The sequence below is a fragment of the Haloparvum sedimenti genome (assembly GCF_001462205.1).
In the GTDB taxonomy this organism is placed as follows: Archaea; Halobacteriota; Halobacteria; order Halobacteriales; family Haloferacaceae; genus Haloparvum; species Haloparvum sedimenti.
The window spans coordinates 1-13132 of sequence record NZ_LKIR01000062.1; the positions used below are offsets into that span (position 1 = coordinate 1).

The window sequence follows — 13132 nt, forward strand, 5'->3', positions numbered from 1 at the left end:
GCACTGCAACCGCAACGCTCCGCGACCGCACAGCACCGCACCGCCACCAGTTTCAGAAAAGCGAGGTGTCTGAATCGGTCTGCATCACTCAGTATCGCCATTGGTCAGGATCAACAGTCGGAGCTGACAAAAACGATCAACATCAGCGACCGAAATCCGCGAACGACCGCCGCCCGCTTACAGCACCGGCGTCAGTATCCCGGCCACGAAGGCGATGTCGAGGTACGAGAGGATGATGATCAGGACTGCTCCCGGAACGCCGGCGATCGCACAGACAAGCACCGACAGCCACGAGATCTGCACGCCGAGCCCGGCGAGGTTGGCGACGAAGAGGATCACCACGCCGACGATGGCGTTGACGGCCAGCCCCTTCACGGCTTTCAGCAGCTTGAACGCCACGAACAGGCCGATCAGCGCGGCCGCGAGCAGTCCGATCTCGACGGGTGTAACCATGCCGGCCTTTCTCCGCTCGCCGTGAAAGCTTTTCTGGCGGGGCGACGGCGCTCCCGCTGTCAGTCCTCGATCTCGCCGTTCGTGTCGTCCGCGTCGCCCGCGTTGTCCGCGTCCGCCCCGTCATCCTTGCGGTCGATACGTGCGCCGAGGTCGTACATCGTTTCGAAGAAGGTCGGGAACGAGACGGCGACGTGCTCGCCGCCGGTCACGGTGGTCTCGCCGTCCGCGACCAGCCCGGCGACGGTGAGCGCCATCACGATCCGGTGGTCGCCACGGCCGTCGACGGTCGCTCCCGTCAGGTCGCTCTCGGAGCCGTGGACCGTCAGCGTGTCCGGCTCCTCGGTGACCGACGCGCCCATCCGCTCCAGCTCCGCCGCCATCGCGGCGACGCGGTCGGTCTCCTTCAGCCGGACGTGCTCGCAGTTGACGATCCGGGTGTCGCCCTCGGCGACGGCGCCCAGCACCGCGATGGTGGGGAGGAGGTCGGGAGTGTCGCCCACGTCGACCTCGACGCCGGAGAGGTCCGAGCGCCGGACGACGACCGCGCCGTCGCCTTTTCTCCACTCGATGTCGGCGCCCATGCGGTCGAGCACGTCGATGACCGCGGAGTCGCCCTGCGCGCTCGGGAACGCGCCGCGCACGACGACCTCGCCGCCGTCCGCGGCCGCGACCGCGCCGGCCGCGACGAGGTAGGAGATGGAGGAGAAGTCGCCCGGGACGGTGTACTCGCCGTCCGTGGGTTCGTAGTGCTGACCGCCCGCGACGCGGAAGCCCTCGGCGCCCTCCGCGGTGTCGCTACCGACCGGCTCCGCGGTGACGCCGAACGCCTCCAGCACCTCCAGCGTGATGTCGACGTACGGCGCCGACTTCAGCTCCGTCGTCAGCTCCACGTCGAGACCCCCCTCGGTGACCGCGCCGGCCATCAGCAGGCTGGTGATGTACTGCGAGGAGATGTCGCCGGGGATCGCGACCTCGCCCCCCTCGACGGGGCCGAACACGACCAGCGGCGCCTGTCCGTTCCCTCGCGTCGACTCCGCCCGCGCGTCCAGCTCCGATAACGCCGACAGGAGCGGCCCCTGCGGCCGCGAGCGGAGCGAGTCGTCCCCGGTCAACACCGTACCGCCGTCCGCGAGCGACGCCGCACCGGTCACGAGCCGCATCGTCGTCCCGGAGTTGGCGCAGTCGATCACGTCGCCGGGGACGGCGGGGCGGCCGCCGAACCCCGCCACGTCGAAGGTGTCGCGTTCGCGGTCTCGCGTCACGTCGCCGCCGAACCGCTCGACCGCGCGTGCGGTCGCCTTCGTGTCGGCGCTGACGAGCGGCGAGCGCACCAGCGCGCCGTCGCTGTAGCCCGCCGCGAGGATCGCGCGGTGGGTGTAGCTCTTCGACGGCGGGGCCCGCACGGTCCCGCGCACGTCCGAGGGGGTCACGTGAACGTCCATATCTCCCGGTGTGTCGCCGGAAGTATCAGCGTACCGAACCCGGGACGTCTCGCCGACCGCGGCGGGGAGGCGCCGCGACGGCGGACCCTTTATACGCTCGGCTCCGCTAGCTTCGTTCATGCCCCAGTGTGAGATGTGTGGCGCCGAACAGGCCTCGCTGACGACGACGAAGGTCGAAGGCGCCGAACTGGAGCTTTGTGACTCCTGTACGGACTTCGGCACGGAGGTCCGCCAGGAGTCCACCTCCGGATCCACGAGCAAGTACTCCACCTCCTCGAGCTCCGGCAAATCGTCGAGCGGCGGATCGTCGGGGTCGTCCGGCTCCTCCGGATCGTCGAGCCGGCGCCGCGACATGTTCGACGAGATGGACGAGGTCGCCGCCGACTACGACGACCGCATCCGCAAGGCGCGCGAGAGCCGCGGTCAGAGCCAAGAGGAGCTCGCGAACGACCTCAACCTCAAGGCGAGCATCATCCGCAAGCTCGAGCGCGGGGACATCCTCCCGCCGGACGACGTGCGCAAGAAGCTGGAGTCGACCCTCGGCATCTCGCTCATCGAGGGCGGCGACGTCGACGAGGAGTGGGACTCCGGCGACAGCTCGACGATGACGCTCGGCGACGTGGTCAAGCGGAAGGACTGACGGCGCCGCTTTTCTCGGCTCGGACGACTAACCCGGCTTCGGGCGGCATTAGGCGACCGCGTCCGGCTCGCCGTCCGCGTCAACGCGGCCGTACGCGTCCGCGAGATGGTCGAGGACGTAGTCGACCGTGGCCGGGTCGTAACTCCAGAATCCGTAGAACCGGCCGGGTTCCCGCTCCTCCGCGAGCAGCAGGCACTTGTCCGCGTCGCGGCCGGCCCCGTCGTAGGCGACGAACCACGAGTCGCGGACCTCCGGCGCGCGCTCGACGTGAAGCGTCACGCCGTCGCAGTCCGGCACCTCGCCCTCCGGCGCGGCGTACGCGTGCACGTCGAGCGCCTTCTCGCTCCCGAGCGTCTCGTACACGTCGGTCTGGTCGGCGAACACGTCGAGCGTCTGGAAGCCGGCGCTGAGCCGACCCTCACCACGGCGCCACGCGCGGTCCTCGATCTCCCGGGAGGCGGCGACCATCCGCGCCGTCGAGAAGGAGGTGAAGAGCGTCTCGTCGAGGTGGTCGAGCACCGCGCGGTACGACCGCCGGTCGAAGCTCGGCGTCGTCGTCTCCGGGTCGCCCAGCAGGTCGGCAAGCGGCGTCGCGCTGATCACCGCCCCGTCGCGGCGCAACAGCGCGAACCCCTTCTCGTCGCCGTCGGTGACGCCGCTGTGGGCGACCTCGACGTTGCGGTCGGCGAACCGCCCGGCGAGTTCCGCGCGGACCGCCTCTGGGGCGTGGTAGACCGTCAGCGTCGCGCGGTGGGCCTCGACGCCCGCGATAAGCTCGGGGAGGGACATGTTCGTTGTCAGTCGTTGGCACGCAACGTATATGTGGTTATGGGCGATCGTGCGAAAGACGCGCACGATCGGAGCGCCGGCGGACGGCTCGGGACCCCTCGACGGGGAACTCGCCGACACATGAAGCTATTTGCCCGCCCGGCCCCGCGTTCGCGTATGTTCGTTCTGGTCAACCTGAAGGCGTATCCCTGTGACCCAGTCGCCGTCGCGACCGCCGCCCGCGACGTGGCCGAGGAGACCGGCGTCCGCGTCGCCGTCTCCCCGCAGGCCGCGGACCTGGCCCGCGTCGCGGAGACCGGCGTCGAGACGTGGGCCCAGCACGTCTCGCCGAACGCCCACGGCTCCCACACCGGGTCGACGCTCGCGGAGGCGGCCGCGGAGAACGGCGCGGTCGGCACGCTGATCAACCACTCCGAGCGCCGCCTCAAACTGGCGGACATCGACGCCGCGCTCGAGGCCGCCGACCGCGCGGACCTGGAGACGGTCGTCTGTGCGAACAACCCGGCCCAGTCCGGCGCGGCCGCCGCGCTCGGTCCCGACGCGGTCGCCGTGGAGCCGCCCGAACTCATCGGCGGCGACGACTCGGTCGCGACCGCGGACCCCGGCATCGTCGAGGACGCCGTCGCCGCCGTCGAGGCGGTCGACCCCGCGGTGGACCTCTACTGCGGCGCCGGCGTCTCCACCGGCGACGACGTGAGCGCAGCGGGCGAGCTCGGCGCCGAGGGCGTCCTGCTGGCGTCGGGCGTCGCGAAGGCCGACGACCCCGAAGCGGTGCTGCGCGACCTCACGCGGCCGTACGCGGAGTAGTCGCCCTTCCTCGAGCGGGTCGCGAGATCAGGGTGGTCTGCGGACGTTCTCGGACCTTCCGTCACGAGTGGTGACGAGTGCGGGCGGATCGCGTGGGTGCCAGTCAGTCCGAAAGCCCCAGCCGGCTCTCTGTACGACGTTTTTGAAACTGCTGTCGATCCTGCGGATCTGGACCGCACGACCCAGAAAGCCCCAGCCGGCTTTCCCTGCTACGTGTGAGACGTTTCTGTTTCTGTTGCTGATCCTGCTGCTTGGAACAGCAACACTCAGAAAGCCCCAGCCGGCTCTCCCTGCTACGGGTGAGACGCTTCTGTTGCTGATCCTGCTGCTTGGAACAGCAACACTCAGAAAGCCCCAGCCGGCTCTCCCTGCTACGGGTGAGACGCTTCTGTTGCTGATCCTGCTGCTTGGAACAGCAACACTCAGAAAGCCCCAGCCGGCTCGACCGGCCGCGCCTCGCTGCGCGCTCGCGCTTCTCCGCTTGGCGAGACAAACCGCGTCTCGCTAGCCTCCAGCGTGCAGTAGCGCGCCGAAAATCGGAGATTTTCGAGCCGCCGTTCGCTCCGCACCGCGCTCACGGCGACGCTGGAGACACCGCCCAGCGCGAGTGCTTGCGTCGTCGGGGCCGGATCGAGCCGGCTGCCCCTTTCAGTCCCACCCACCGCAACCGCCCCGCACAGCACCGCAGCCTCGCACCTCCCCAGCCTCGGCCGCGGGCCGGCCGCGAAACCGCACCACAGGCGGCCGGCCCGCGCCCTCCCTCGCGCGGTCGCGGCGACACAGGGTCGCCGCGGCGCGCGCCGACCGCACCGCGACCGCATCAGCACCGCGACCGCATCAGCACCGCGACCGCATCAGCACCGCACCGCCGCGATCACTGAAGGGAAACCGTGGCCGACCTCACAGTGTGTCCGCGGCGGACTATCAGTCTCCGCCCCAGGGCGTCGGCGCGATTCCGCCCTCCTCGCGCGTGATCAGGAAGAGCACGAACGACGAGAGCCAGTGCGCGCCCGCGTAGTCGTCCGTGAACGCGCGGTCGACCCCGTAGGTCGCGTGCCGGCCGGCGCTTTCTCGGAGGCGGTCCGCGTGCCGGTGGTCGTCGCCGAGCGCGTCCGCGACGCCCGCCAGCGACCACGCCTTCGCGACGTTCAGCCCGACGAGGTGGAGCGCGACGCCGTCGGCCGAGTCGGGGTCGACCGGAACCGGGTCGAGGACCGCGTCGTGCGGCGGCGCGGTCAGGTCCGGGAGGAAGCCGTCGAGCCACGTCTCGAACTCCCCCGGCGGGAGCACGCGGCGCATCAGGTCGGCCTCGGTCAGTCCCGGCGAGAGGAAGTCCCAGCCGAGCGGTTCGTAGCCGAGCGGCCAGTCCGCGTCGTCCGCGTAGAACCGGCGCGCGGTGTCGGCCGCCTCGGCCGCCAACCCCTCGCGCCCGACCGTCCGCGCGTAGTCGAGCACGCACGCCAGCGCGAACGCGGAGTTGTCGTGCGTCCCGACGCGGAACGGCCGCTCCTGTGTGAGGAACTCCGACTCGACGAGCTCCGCGATCCGGTCCTCCAGCGGACGGAGGGTCTCGCGCCACGCCGAGGCCGTCTCGCGGCCGTCGCCGTCCGCTTCCTCGGCCCACAGGTGGAGCTCCGCGGCGAGACGCAACAGCCACCCCCAGCCGTAGGGCTTCTCGAAGGAGTCGTGTTCCTCGAAGTGAGCGACCTCCGCGGCGACGTTCTCGGGCGTCAGCCGCGTGCCCACGCGCTCGCGGACGGCAGCTGCGTCGGGATGATCGGGAAACAGCCGCAACGAGCGGACCAGCGCCCAGTGGCTGTGGACCGCGGAGTGCCAGTCGAAGCAGCCGTAGAAGACCGGGTGCTGCTCGCTCGGGGGCGTCAGCCCTTCTGAGCCCTCGACCGCCCCGACGTAGTGCGGGTACTCGGTGTCGACGCTCTCCAGCGGGTGCTCCGTCAGCCGCGAGGCGGCCGCCGCATCCACCCAGTCGCTCCGCCCGGCGAGCAGCGTTTCGGCGTCCGCGTCCGCCAGCGAGTCCGGCGTGTTCATGCTCCGACGGCATCGCTCGCGAGGCTTCAATCGGTCGGTGGCGCGGGAGCGGCTCACACGGAGATGGACCGCTCCCGCGATGGCTCTCGCGATTGATCAGGGGTCGAGGATCTCCACGTCCTCGTCGTCGACCGCGCCCGGTTCGTCGTCGGCCGCGTCTGCGGTCGCGTCACCGGCGGATCCGCCGTCGGCTGCGTCCGCCCCGTTTCCGTCGTCGGATGCGCGCCCGTCCGTCCGGGTCCGGGCGAAGCGCTTCGCGGCGTCGCTGAGCCCCGATCCGGACCGCCCGACCTCGTCACCGCTCGCCGGCTGCGGGTCGTTCTCTGACTCGGCGGTCCCGTCCGTCTCGCTGCGTTCGTCGCCCCCGTCCTCGGCGTTACTGGTCGCCTCGGCCGCCTCGGCCGCGCCGGCACGGGGAGCGTCCTCGACCGCGCTGGGGGTCCCGATGTTCGCCTCCGGGGCGTCGCGCCGCTCGCCCGGCGGGACGAACGCCTCCTCGACCTCCGCGACCATCGCCGCCACCTCGTCCTCGGAGAGCCGGTCGGCGTACGCCTCCCGGATCAGGTCCGGGACCGCGTACTCGTAGCTCCCCCGGCCGGCGTGTCTGATCAGGCCGGAGCGGCGGATCGGGCGGTGACGGGCGTAGGCGTGCTCCGCGTCGCCGTTGCCGCCCGCGTCGATGTGGGCCGCGAGGGGCTCGCTCTCGCCCTCGCGGCGGTAGTGGCGCAACATTGCGACTGACAGCTCCGGGAGGCCCGCGATCCGCTCGCGGAGCTCCTCGATGACCGCCTCGCGCGTGCCGTGCTCCATCGCCGCGTCGAACCGGAGCGCCCCCTCCGCGACCGCGTCGCGGCTCACCGGGTCCACGTCGGTCGGCGGCTCCTCGGCGTTCGGCTCGGTGGCGGCCGGCTCGGCGGCATCCGACTTGACCGCCTTCGACTCGGCGTCGGCGGGCGCCGTGTCGTCGCCAGCGCCGCCAGCGTCGCCAGCGTCGGCGGACGCCTCGGCCTCCGCGTCGTAGTCGTCGAGCGCCGACTGGTCGCGGCCGCCCGGTGCGGCGCCGTTTGAGGCCTCACCGACGCGGGCCGGTGTGCCGCCGCGGTACGGCGCCTCCGCCTTCTGGAGCAGCGCCTGCGCGAACTTGTCCGCCATGTTCGACATGTCGCGGGCGTCCTCCAGCTCCCGCTCGAGCTGGTTGATCCGCTGGCGCTTCTTGTCGAGTTCCTGCCGGAGGTCCGCCATCTCCGACTCGTGGCGCTCCTTCTCGTCGGCGATGGTCTCCAGCTCCGAGACGAGGTCGCCGGAGACGGACTTCAGCTCCGGCCGCTCGAAGTCGTCGAGTCCCGGCGTCGCGCCCGCGTCGAACGTCTGCTTGCGGTGGAACTGGATCCGGCGGATCGACTCGTCCCAGTCGGTCATCATGAACGCCTCGCCGTCGTCCATGTCCTCGATCTCGTCGGCGTACGTTGACCCGAGGATCCGGCTCACGACCTTCGTGTCGTTGTCCCACGTCAAGCGGTGCCACGTCAGCCAGTCGCACTGCGTGATGAAGTCCTTCTTGACGTCCGCGGGGCGCTGGCTGATGCCGACGATGCCGAGCCCGTGCTTGCGGCCGCGCTTCCCGACCTTGATCAGCATCTTGCCCGTCTCGTCCATCCCGCCGCCCTCCGGGATGTACTCGTGGCACTCCTCCAAAACGAGCAGGAACGGCTTCTTGAGCTTCTTCTCCTTCGCGAAGAGGTGTTTGACCACTTCGAGCAGGAGCTCGTTCGCGGTGTCCTCCTCCAGATAGCCCGACACGTCGAGGATGATGGGGACGTTCTGCTCGAGCGCGAGCGAGGCGATCTTCTCGGCGTGCTCCGGGGAGACGACGATGTCGCACTCCTCGTCGGCGCCCGCGTGGAGGATCTCGTACTCCTCCTTCAGGCCGTAATACTCCCCATCTGTGTCCACGACGAGGACAGGAAAGCTGTTGTCCAGCAGGTTCTCGAGAAAGACCGACGCGGTGTTCGACTTCCCGGACCCGGACTTCCCCGTGATGAAGCCGCGGCCCGTGAGGATCTCGACGACGGGGACCTCGACGGGCGTTCCGGGCTCGACCCCGGCGCCCCCCTTCCCGTCGCTCACGTCCGCGACGTGGATCGTCTCCTCGTCGCTCATTACCCTACAGACGCCCGCCGGGCCTCAAAGACCTTCCCACCGCGTCAGACGAACGTCTGACGACCGCGCCGAGGAGAGAACAGTGGGTTAGTACACCAGCAGCCGCCAGACCGCCTCACCGGGACGCGGCGGACCGAGTTCGACGGGCCGCTCGACGTTCACGTCGACCGCGAACTCGTGGCTCGTCGTCGCGTCGTACCGCTGCGCGTCGTCGCCGTAGACGACCGTCGCGTTCAGTCGCACGTCGACCGCGCGGAGCGTGCCGCGGTCGGGGTCGACCGTCGCTCGAATTCGGGAGGCGGAGACGTTCCGGACGGCGTCGGGGGACCACCCCTGCACGGCGCGGTACACCGCCGCGGGGTCGGTGAGTTCTAAGACGACGCGGTCCTCGTCGCGCTCGACCACCTCCCACCCCTCGACCGCCGTCGGCGGGGTCAGCCTGCTCGCGCGCCACTCGTACGTGCTGCTCCAGTAGACGTAGGCGGGGAGCGCGGCGACCGACTGCTCGGTCTCCGGCGCGGTCCGCGACCCGAGCGCGTAGGCGGCGACGCCCGTCCGCGGCGGGGGCGACCCGACGCCGGTCGAGGCGTACACCTCGGGCCCGACGGCCTCGCCCCGGAGGTACTGCCGGTAGCGCCTGTCCTCGCGGTCGATCCGGTGCCCGACGACGAAGGGTTCGTCGTCCCCCTCGACCGCGACGCGGTAGTCGTGGCTCGCGCGCTCGGTGTTGGCCAAGGCGGTCGCGTACAGCGCGTCGGGGTCCTCGGGGAGCGGTTCCGGCGCGGTGTCGACCGGCCGCGTCTCGGTGACGCGCACGGCCCCCGCGCCGACCACCAGCGCCGAGACCACGAGGAGCGCGAGCGCGACGCGCCGGACCGGGAGGTCTCGACCGGTCGCGGCCGCGTCGGAACCCTCGTTCTCTCGGGTCCGGCGCTGCGCGTGAAACGCGGTCAGAAACGCCAGCGAGAGCCCGATCAGCGCGACAGCGCCGGCCGCGACCGCCGCCATCAGCGCGATCCCGACGGCGTTGGTCGACCGCGGAACGGCGAGGACGAGGATCGTGGCCGCGGCCACCAACGCGAGCGCGACGGGAACGAGGTGACAGAGGGCGGCGACCGCGAGCGGTCGGGGAGCGGAGAGCGACCGGGCGACGGCGGTTCCGACGGTCGCGACCGCCCCGCGAAGGGTCGCGTCCGTCGCCCCCGACCGCAGCGACCCCGAGGGGTCCCCGAGTGCGGTCGCCGTCACCGCGCCCGCGACGGCGCTCCACGCGAGGAACGTCCCGGCGGCGACCCCGACGGTGGGCCACGCGACGAGCCAGCCGATCCCGAGCGCGTCGCCGCGGCCCAGCCAGTAGACCGCGGCCTTCGCGGGGGTGTCGACCAGGACGAACAGCCCGACGCCGCCGGCGAGCGCGACGGCGTGACCGACCATGGCGACCGCCGAGAGTCGCGGAAGGCGGTCGGGGACGCCCCGGATATTGGGCGCCTCCGCGCCTGCGTTCTGCCCGGCGTCGAGGGCGTCCGCGTCAGCGTTCCGTCCGGCGTCGGGGAGCGTCCGCGGCGTGCCCGCCGCGAGGCCGACGGCCGCGACGACCGGCGGCACGGCTATCGCGAGCAAGGGGTTGACCAGCAGGGCGACCGCGACCCTGAGAACGACCTCGGCCAGCGCGACCGCGGTCGCGAGGGCGACCAGTCGCGCGTCGTTCAGCGCGACGGAGAGGGGAGGGCGGAGGGCGAGCATACCCCTCGGTCGTGGGGAGTTCACTTAAGCGGCGGTCACTCGGCGTCGAACTCCCCGAGCGAGGCCTGCCCCTCGCGGTTCCGAGCGGCGCGCGTCCCGCCCGCTCCGTCCGCGTCGTCCGCGTCGTCCGCGTCGTTCGTCCCCTCTTCGGCTCCCGGTTCGCGACCGACCCAGTCGGTTATCGTCTCGCCGGGTGGCTCGTCGGGAATGTCGTCTGCGACATCGTCGGGGGCGTCCGCGTCGGCCGCGTCGCCGGCGTTCTCGTTGTCGCCGTCCGCGTTGTCGCCGTCCGCGTTCCCCTCGAATCCGCCGAGCGTCGACTGGTCGCTCGCCGCGAAGTCCAGCTTCGAGACGCGGACGCCGAGCTTTCGGGCCGTCTCGTCCGCGAACTCCTCGAGGAGGTCGAGCGCCACCGCCTCGACCAACTCGGGGTCGTCGACCGGACCGGGGAGGCTCCGCGCTCTGGTGTTCACGTCGTACGGCGGCGTGACGACCTTCACGCCGATGGTCCGATACAGACATTCCCGCTCCCGGGCCCGGCGGGCCACGTCGGCCGCGAGCGCCCGCACGCGCTCGCGCTTCGTCTCCGCGTCGTCGGTCGGCGGCAGCGAGGACTCCCGCGAGAGGCTCTTGGGAAGCCCCGTGGGCGTCACCTCGCGGTCGTCCTCGCCGCGGGCGCGCTCGTGGAGTTCGCGGCCGCGCTCGCCGAGTTCGGTCTCCAGATCGGCGGGGTCGGCGGCCGCCAGGTCCCCCGCGGTTTCTACGCCCATATCCGCGAGCGTCCGCGCGGTGACCGGGCCGACGCCGTGGACCTCCTCGGTGGGGAGCGGTGCCAGAAACTCCCGGACGCGGCCGGGCGGAACCACGACCAACCCCTCGGGCTTGTCGAAGTCGCTGGCGATCTTCGCGGCGGACATGTTGGGCGCGACGCCGACGCTGGCCGGCACCCCCGCCTCGCGCTCGATGCGGTCGCGGACGTGACGGGCGTACCCCTCCGCGAGCGTCCGCCGCTCCGCCGGGCCGGCCGCGGCGCTCGCCGGGGCGTCGGCGGCCGATCCCGACTCAGTGCTCGCCCCGGCCCCAGCGGCGTCCCACGACGTGCGCTCGGTCACGTCGAGGTACGCCTCGTCGACGCTCACCTCGCGGACGACCTCGGCGCAGTCGTGGAGCACTTCCTTCACGTCCGCCGCGATCGACTTGTAGAACGCCATGTCGACGGGACGGTAGTGGGCGGTCTCCTCGGGGTCGGGCGCGTCCGGATCGTCGGGGTCCGCCTCCGCGCGGCGCGGAAGGTTCCGGAGCGCCTTCGAGATGGGGTCGGCGCTGTTCACGTCGAACGCGCGCGCCTCGTAGCTCGCGGTCGCGACCGCGCCGATGGTCTCGCCGGGCTCGTACCCCATCCCGACCACGACCGGCTCGCCGCGGAGGGCTTCGTCCCGCAGGCGCTCACAGGAGGCGTAAAAGCAGTCCATGTCGACGTGGAGGACCACGCGCTCGGCGCCGTCGTCCGCGTCGTCGGTCGCGCCGGGGAGCGTCCCGCCGTCCATCGTGAGCGAGTCGGCGGGCCGCGGACATAAACGCCAGCCTCCCGCGCCGGAAGTGATACGGGCCGCGCCGAGTCGGCCCGGTTAGTCGGGACGTGCCGAGTCGACCGGGACGCCGAGCGCGCCGGTCGCCGCCTCTACTTCAGTCGTTCCTGCAGGAAGGAGGGGTGCGCGGCGGTGACGCCGTCGATCGCCAGCAGCTTCTCGCTGATCACGTCGCCCAGCTCGTCGCCGTCGCCGGCGCGGACCTCCGCCATCAGCATGTGGTCGCCCGAGGAGGTGTACAGCGCCTCCACCTCCTCGAGGTCCTTGATCGCGCGCGTCGCCTCGACGTACTGGCCGCTGTCCACGTCCATCCCCACCAGCGCGATGGACTGCCCGGAGAGCTTCTTGGGGTCGACATCGGCCGAGTAGCCGACGATGACGCCCTCCTCCTCCAGCTTGCGGATGTACTTGCGAACGGTCGGCTTCGAGACGTCCGCGCGGTCGGCTATCTCGGCGTAGGAGGCCTGAGCGTCCTGCTCCAACACGGAGAGGATGCGCTCCTCCGTCGACACGGTACTCATGTCAGGAACTTTGTCGCCACGGAAAAAATACCTTGCGAACCCGAAAACGGGTTGCGGAACGCGGAAAGCGGCGATCGACCGCGCCGTCATCGTGCGGTTCTCCCGCGAACCGTGGACGTTTCGCCCCGGATCGCGTCCGGTGGCGGGGCGGTGAGGCGGTCGACGAGGCGACCGCGCGAGTCAGTCGCCTCAGGCGTGCTTGTCGAGGAAGCGGTCGTACGAGCGCTCCCAGTCGTAGTCGTCGTCCCAGTAGCGCTCCGCGAGCGGCTCCTCCGGCATCTCGCCGATGGCCTGCTTCTCCTGCTGGTAGGAGGGGCGGTCCTCGTCGACGTAGAAGCGGCCGGTGAGGACTTCGCCCTCGTAGAGCGCCTCCTCGGTCGTCCGCATCATCTCGGCGGCTTCGACTTTGTCCGTCTTGTCGAAGTCGTAGTCGTCGGACTCGTTGACGTCGATGTAGGGGACGTACTGGCGCGCGTCCTTGTTCCAGGTCGGACACTGGGTGAGGAAGTCGACGTGCGCGAAGCCGTCGTGCTCCATCGCTTCCTGCAGGATCTCCTTGGCCTGGTTGGGGTTGACCGCCGCCGTGCGGGCGACGTAGGAGGCGCCGGCGTTCAGCGACATCGAGAGCGGCTTGATCGGCTCCTTGGCGCTGCCGTGCGGCTGCGTCTTCGACTTGTGACCCTTCGGGCTCGTGGGCGAGGTCTGGCCCTTGGTGAGGCCGAAGATCTCGTTGTTGAACACGATGTAGGTCATGTCGTGGTTCTCGCGAGCCGTGTGGATGAAGTGGTTCCCGCCGATCCCGTAGCCGTCGCCGTCGCCGCCGGCCGCGATAACTTCGAGGTCCGGGTTGGCGAGCTTCGCCGCCCGGGCGACGGGCAGCGAGCGGCCGTGGATCGTGTGGAAGCCGTAGGAGTCGAGGTAGCTGTTCAGCTTGCCCGA

11 protein-coding genes are annotated in these 13132 nt (G+C 71.1%); 2 read left to right on the forward strand and 9 right to left on the reverse strand.

All coding sequences use genetic code 11. The features are described from left to right. Positions 1-177: 177 nt before the first annotated feature. Both AN233_RS03525 and aroA read right to left on the reverse strand, forming a co-directional pair. The gene (locus tag AN233_RS03525; RefSeq protein ID WP_080508333.1) at positions 178-453 is read right to left on the reverse strand and encodes a pro-sigmaK processing inhibitor BofA family protein; all 276 of its coding nucleotides are present in this window, start codon (positions 451-453) and stop codon (positions 178-180) included. A gap of 59 nt (positions 454-512) precedes the next feature. After that, positions 513-1895: a 3-phosphoshikimate 1-carboxyvinyltransferase gene (aroA, locus tag AN233_RS03530; RefSeq protein WP_058365471.1), complete on the reverse strand. Its 1383-nt coding sequence runs from the start codon at positions 1893-1895 to the stop codon at positions 513-515. 118 nt (positions 1896-2013) lie between these two features. Here aroA and AN233_RS03535 point away from each other — a divergent pair, with 118 nt between their 5' ends. Next, positions 2014-2535: a multiprotein bridging factor aMBF1 gene (locus AN233_RS03535; RefSeq protein ID WP_058365472.1), complete on the forward strand. Its 522-nt coding sequence runs from the start codon at positions 2014-2016 to the stop codon at positions 2533-2535. 48 nt (positions 2536-2583) lie between these two features. Here AN233_RS03535 and AN233_RS03540 read toward each other — a convergent pair whose 3' ends face one another. Continuing rightward, positions 2584-3324, reverse strand: coding sequence for a DICT sensory domain-containing protein (locus AN233_RS03540; protein ID WP_058365473.1), 741 nt, complete (start codon positions 3322-3324; stop codon positions 2584-2586). Positions 3325-3480: 156 nt separating this feature from the next. Between AN233_RS03540 and tpiA the strand changes: the two genes are divergently transcribed. Beyond that, on the forward strand, positions 3481-4131 hold the full coding sequence (gene tpiA / locus AN233_RS03545) for a triose-phosphate isomerase (protein ID WP_058365474.1): 651 nt from the start codon (positions 3481-3483) through the stop codon (positions 4129-4131). A 924-nt stretch (positions 4132-5055) separates the two neighbouring features. On the opposite strand, the gene AN233_RS03550 is transcribed toward tpiA, so the two are convergent. The 6 genes from AN233_RS03550 to AN233_RS03575 all read right to left on the reverse strand — a co-directional run. Further along, positions 5056-6180, reverse strand: coding sequence for a DUF2891 domain-containing protein (locus tag AN233_RS03550; RefSeq protein ID WP_058365475.1), 1125 nt, complete (start codon positions 6178-6180; stop codon positions 5056-5058). A 96-nt stretch (positions 6181-6276) separates the two neighbouring features. After that, entirely contained in the window at positions 6277-8340 is a 2064-nt protein-coding gene (locus tag AN233_RS03555; protein ID WP_080508334.1) for a helicase HerA domain-containing protein, read from the reverse strand. A gap of 87 nt (positions 8341-8427) precedes the next feature. After that, positions 8428-10083 (reverse strand): hypothetical protein, encoded by a 1656-nt coding sequence (locus tag AN233_RS03560; protein WP_058365476.1) that lies wholly within the window; start codon positions 10081-10083, stop codon positions 8428-8430. 35 nt (positions 10084-10118) lie between these two features. Further along, complete coding sequence (locus tag AN233_RS03565; RefSeq protein WP_058365477.1) at positions 10119-11630, reverse strand: DNA polymerase Y family protein; 1512 nt, start codon at positions 11628-11630, stop codon at positions 10119-10121. Positions 11631-11764: 134 nt separating this feature from the next. Next, entirely contained in the window at positions 11765-12193 is a 429-nt protein-coding gene (gene lrpA1, locus AN233_RS03570) for an HTH-type transcriptional regulator LrpA1 (protein ID WP_058365478.1), read from the reverse strand. 189 nt (positions 12194-12382) lie between these two features. Further along, positions 12383-13132 (reverse strand): thiamine pyrophosphate-dependent enzyme (locus AN233_RS03575; protein WP_245625995.1); only part of this gene is annotated, 750 nt, incomplete at its 5' end.

Excerpts from the sequence above, each read along its gene's own strand:
- AN233_RS03550 (WP_058365475.1), bottom strand. The coding sequence starts at position 6,180 with ATGAACACGCCGGACTCGCTGGCGGACGCGGACGCCGAAACGCTGCTC.
- AN233_RS03535 (WP_058365472.1), top strand. The coding sequence starts at position 2,014 with ATGCCCCAGTGTGAGATGTGTGGCGCCGAACAGGCCTCGCTGACGACG.
- lrpA1 (WP_058365478.1), bottom strand. The coding sequence starts at position 12,193 with ATGAGTACCGTGTCGACGGAGGAGCGCATCCTCTCCGTGTTGGAGCAG.
- aroA (WP_058365471.1), bottom strand. The coding sequence starts at position 1,895 with ATGGACGTTCACGTGACCCCCTCGGACGTGCGCGGGACCGTGCGGGCC.
- AN233_RS03540 (WP_058365473.1), bottom strand. The coding sequence starts at position 3,324 with ATGTCCCTCCCCGAGCTTATCGCGGGCGTCGAGGCCCACCGCGCGACG.
- AN233_RS03555 (WP_080508334.1), bottom strand. The coding sequence starts at position 8,340 with ATGAGCGACGAGGAGACGATCCACGTCGCGGACGTGAGCGACGGGAAG.
- tpiA (WP_058365474.1), top strand. The coding sequence starts at position 3,481 with ATGTTCGTTCTGGTCAACCTGAAGGCGTATCCCTGTGACCCAGTCGCC.
- AN233_RS03560 (WP_058365476.1), bottom strand. The coding sequence starts at position 10,083 with ATGCTCGCCCTCCGCCCTCCCCTCTCCGTCGCGCTGAACGACGCGCGA.
- AN233_RS03525 (WP_080508333.1), bottom strand. The coding sequence starts at position 453 with ATGGTTACACCCGTCGAGATCGGACTGCTCGCGGCCGCGCTGATCGGC.
- AN233_RS03565 (WP_058365477.1), bottom strand. The coding sequence starts at position 11,630 with ATGGACGGCGGGACGCTCCCCGGCGCGACCGACGACGCGGACGACGGC.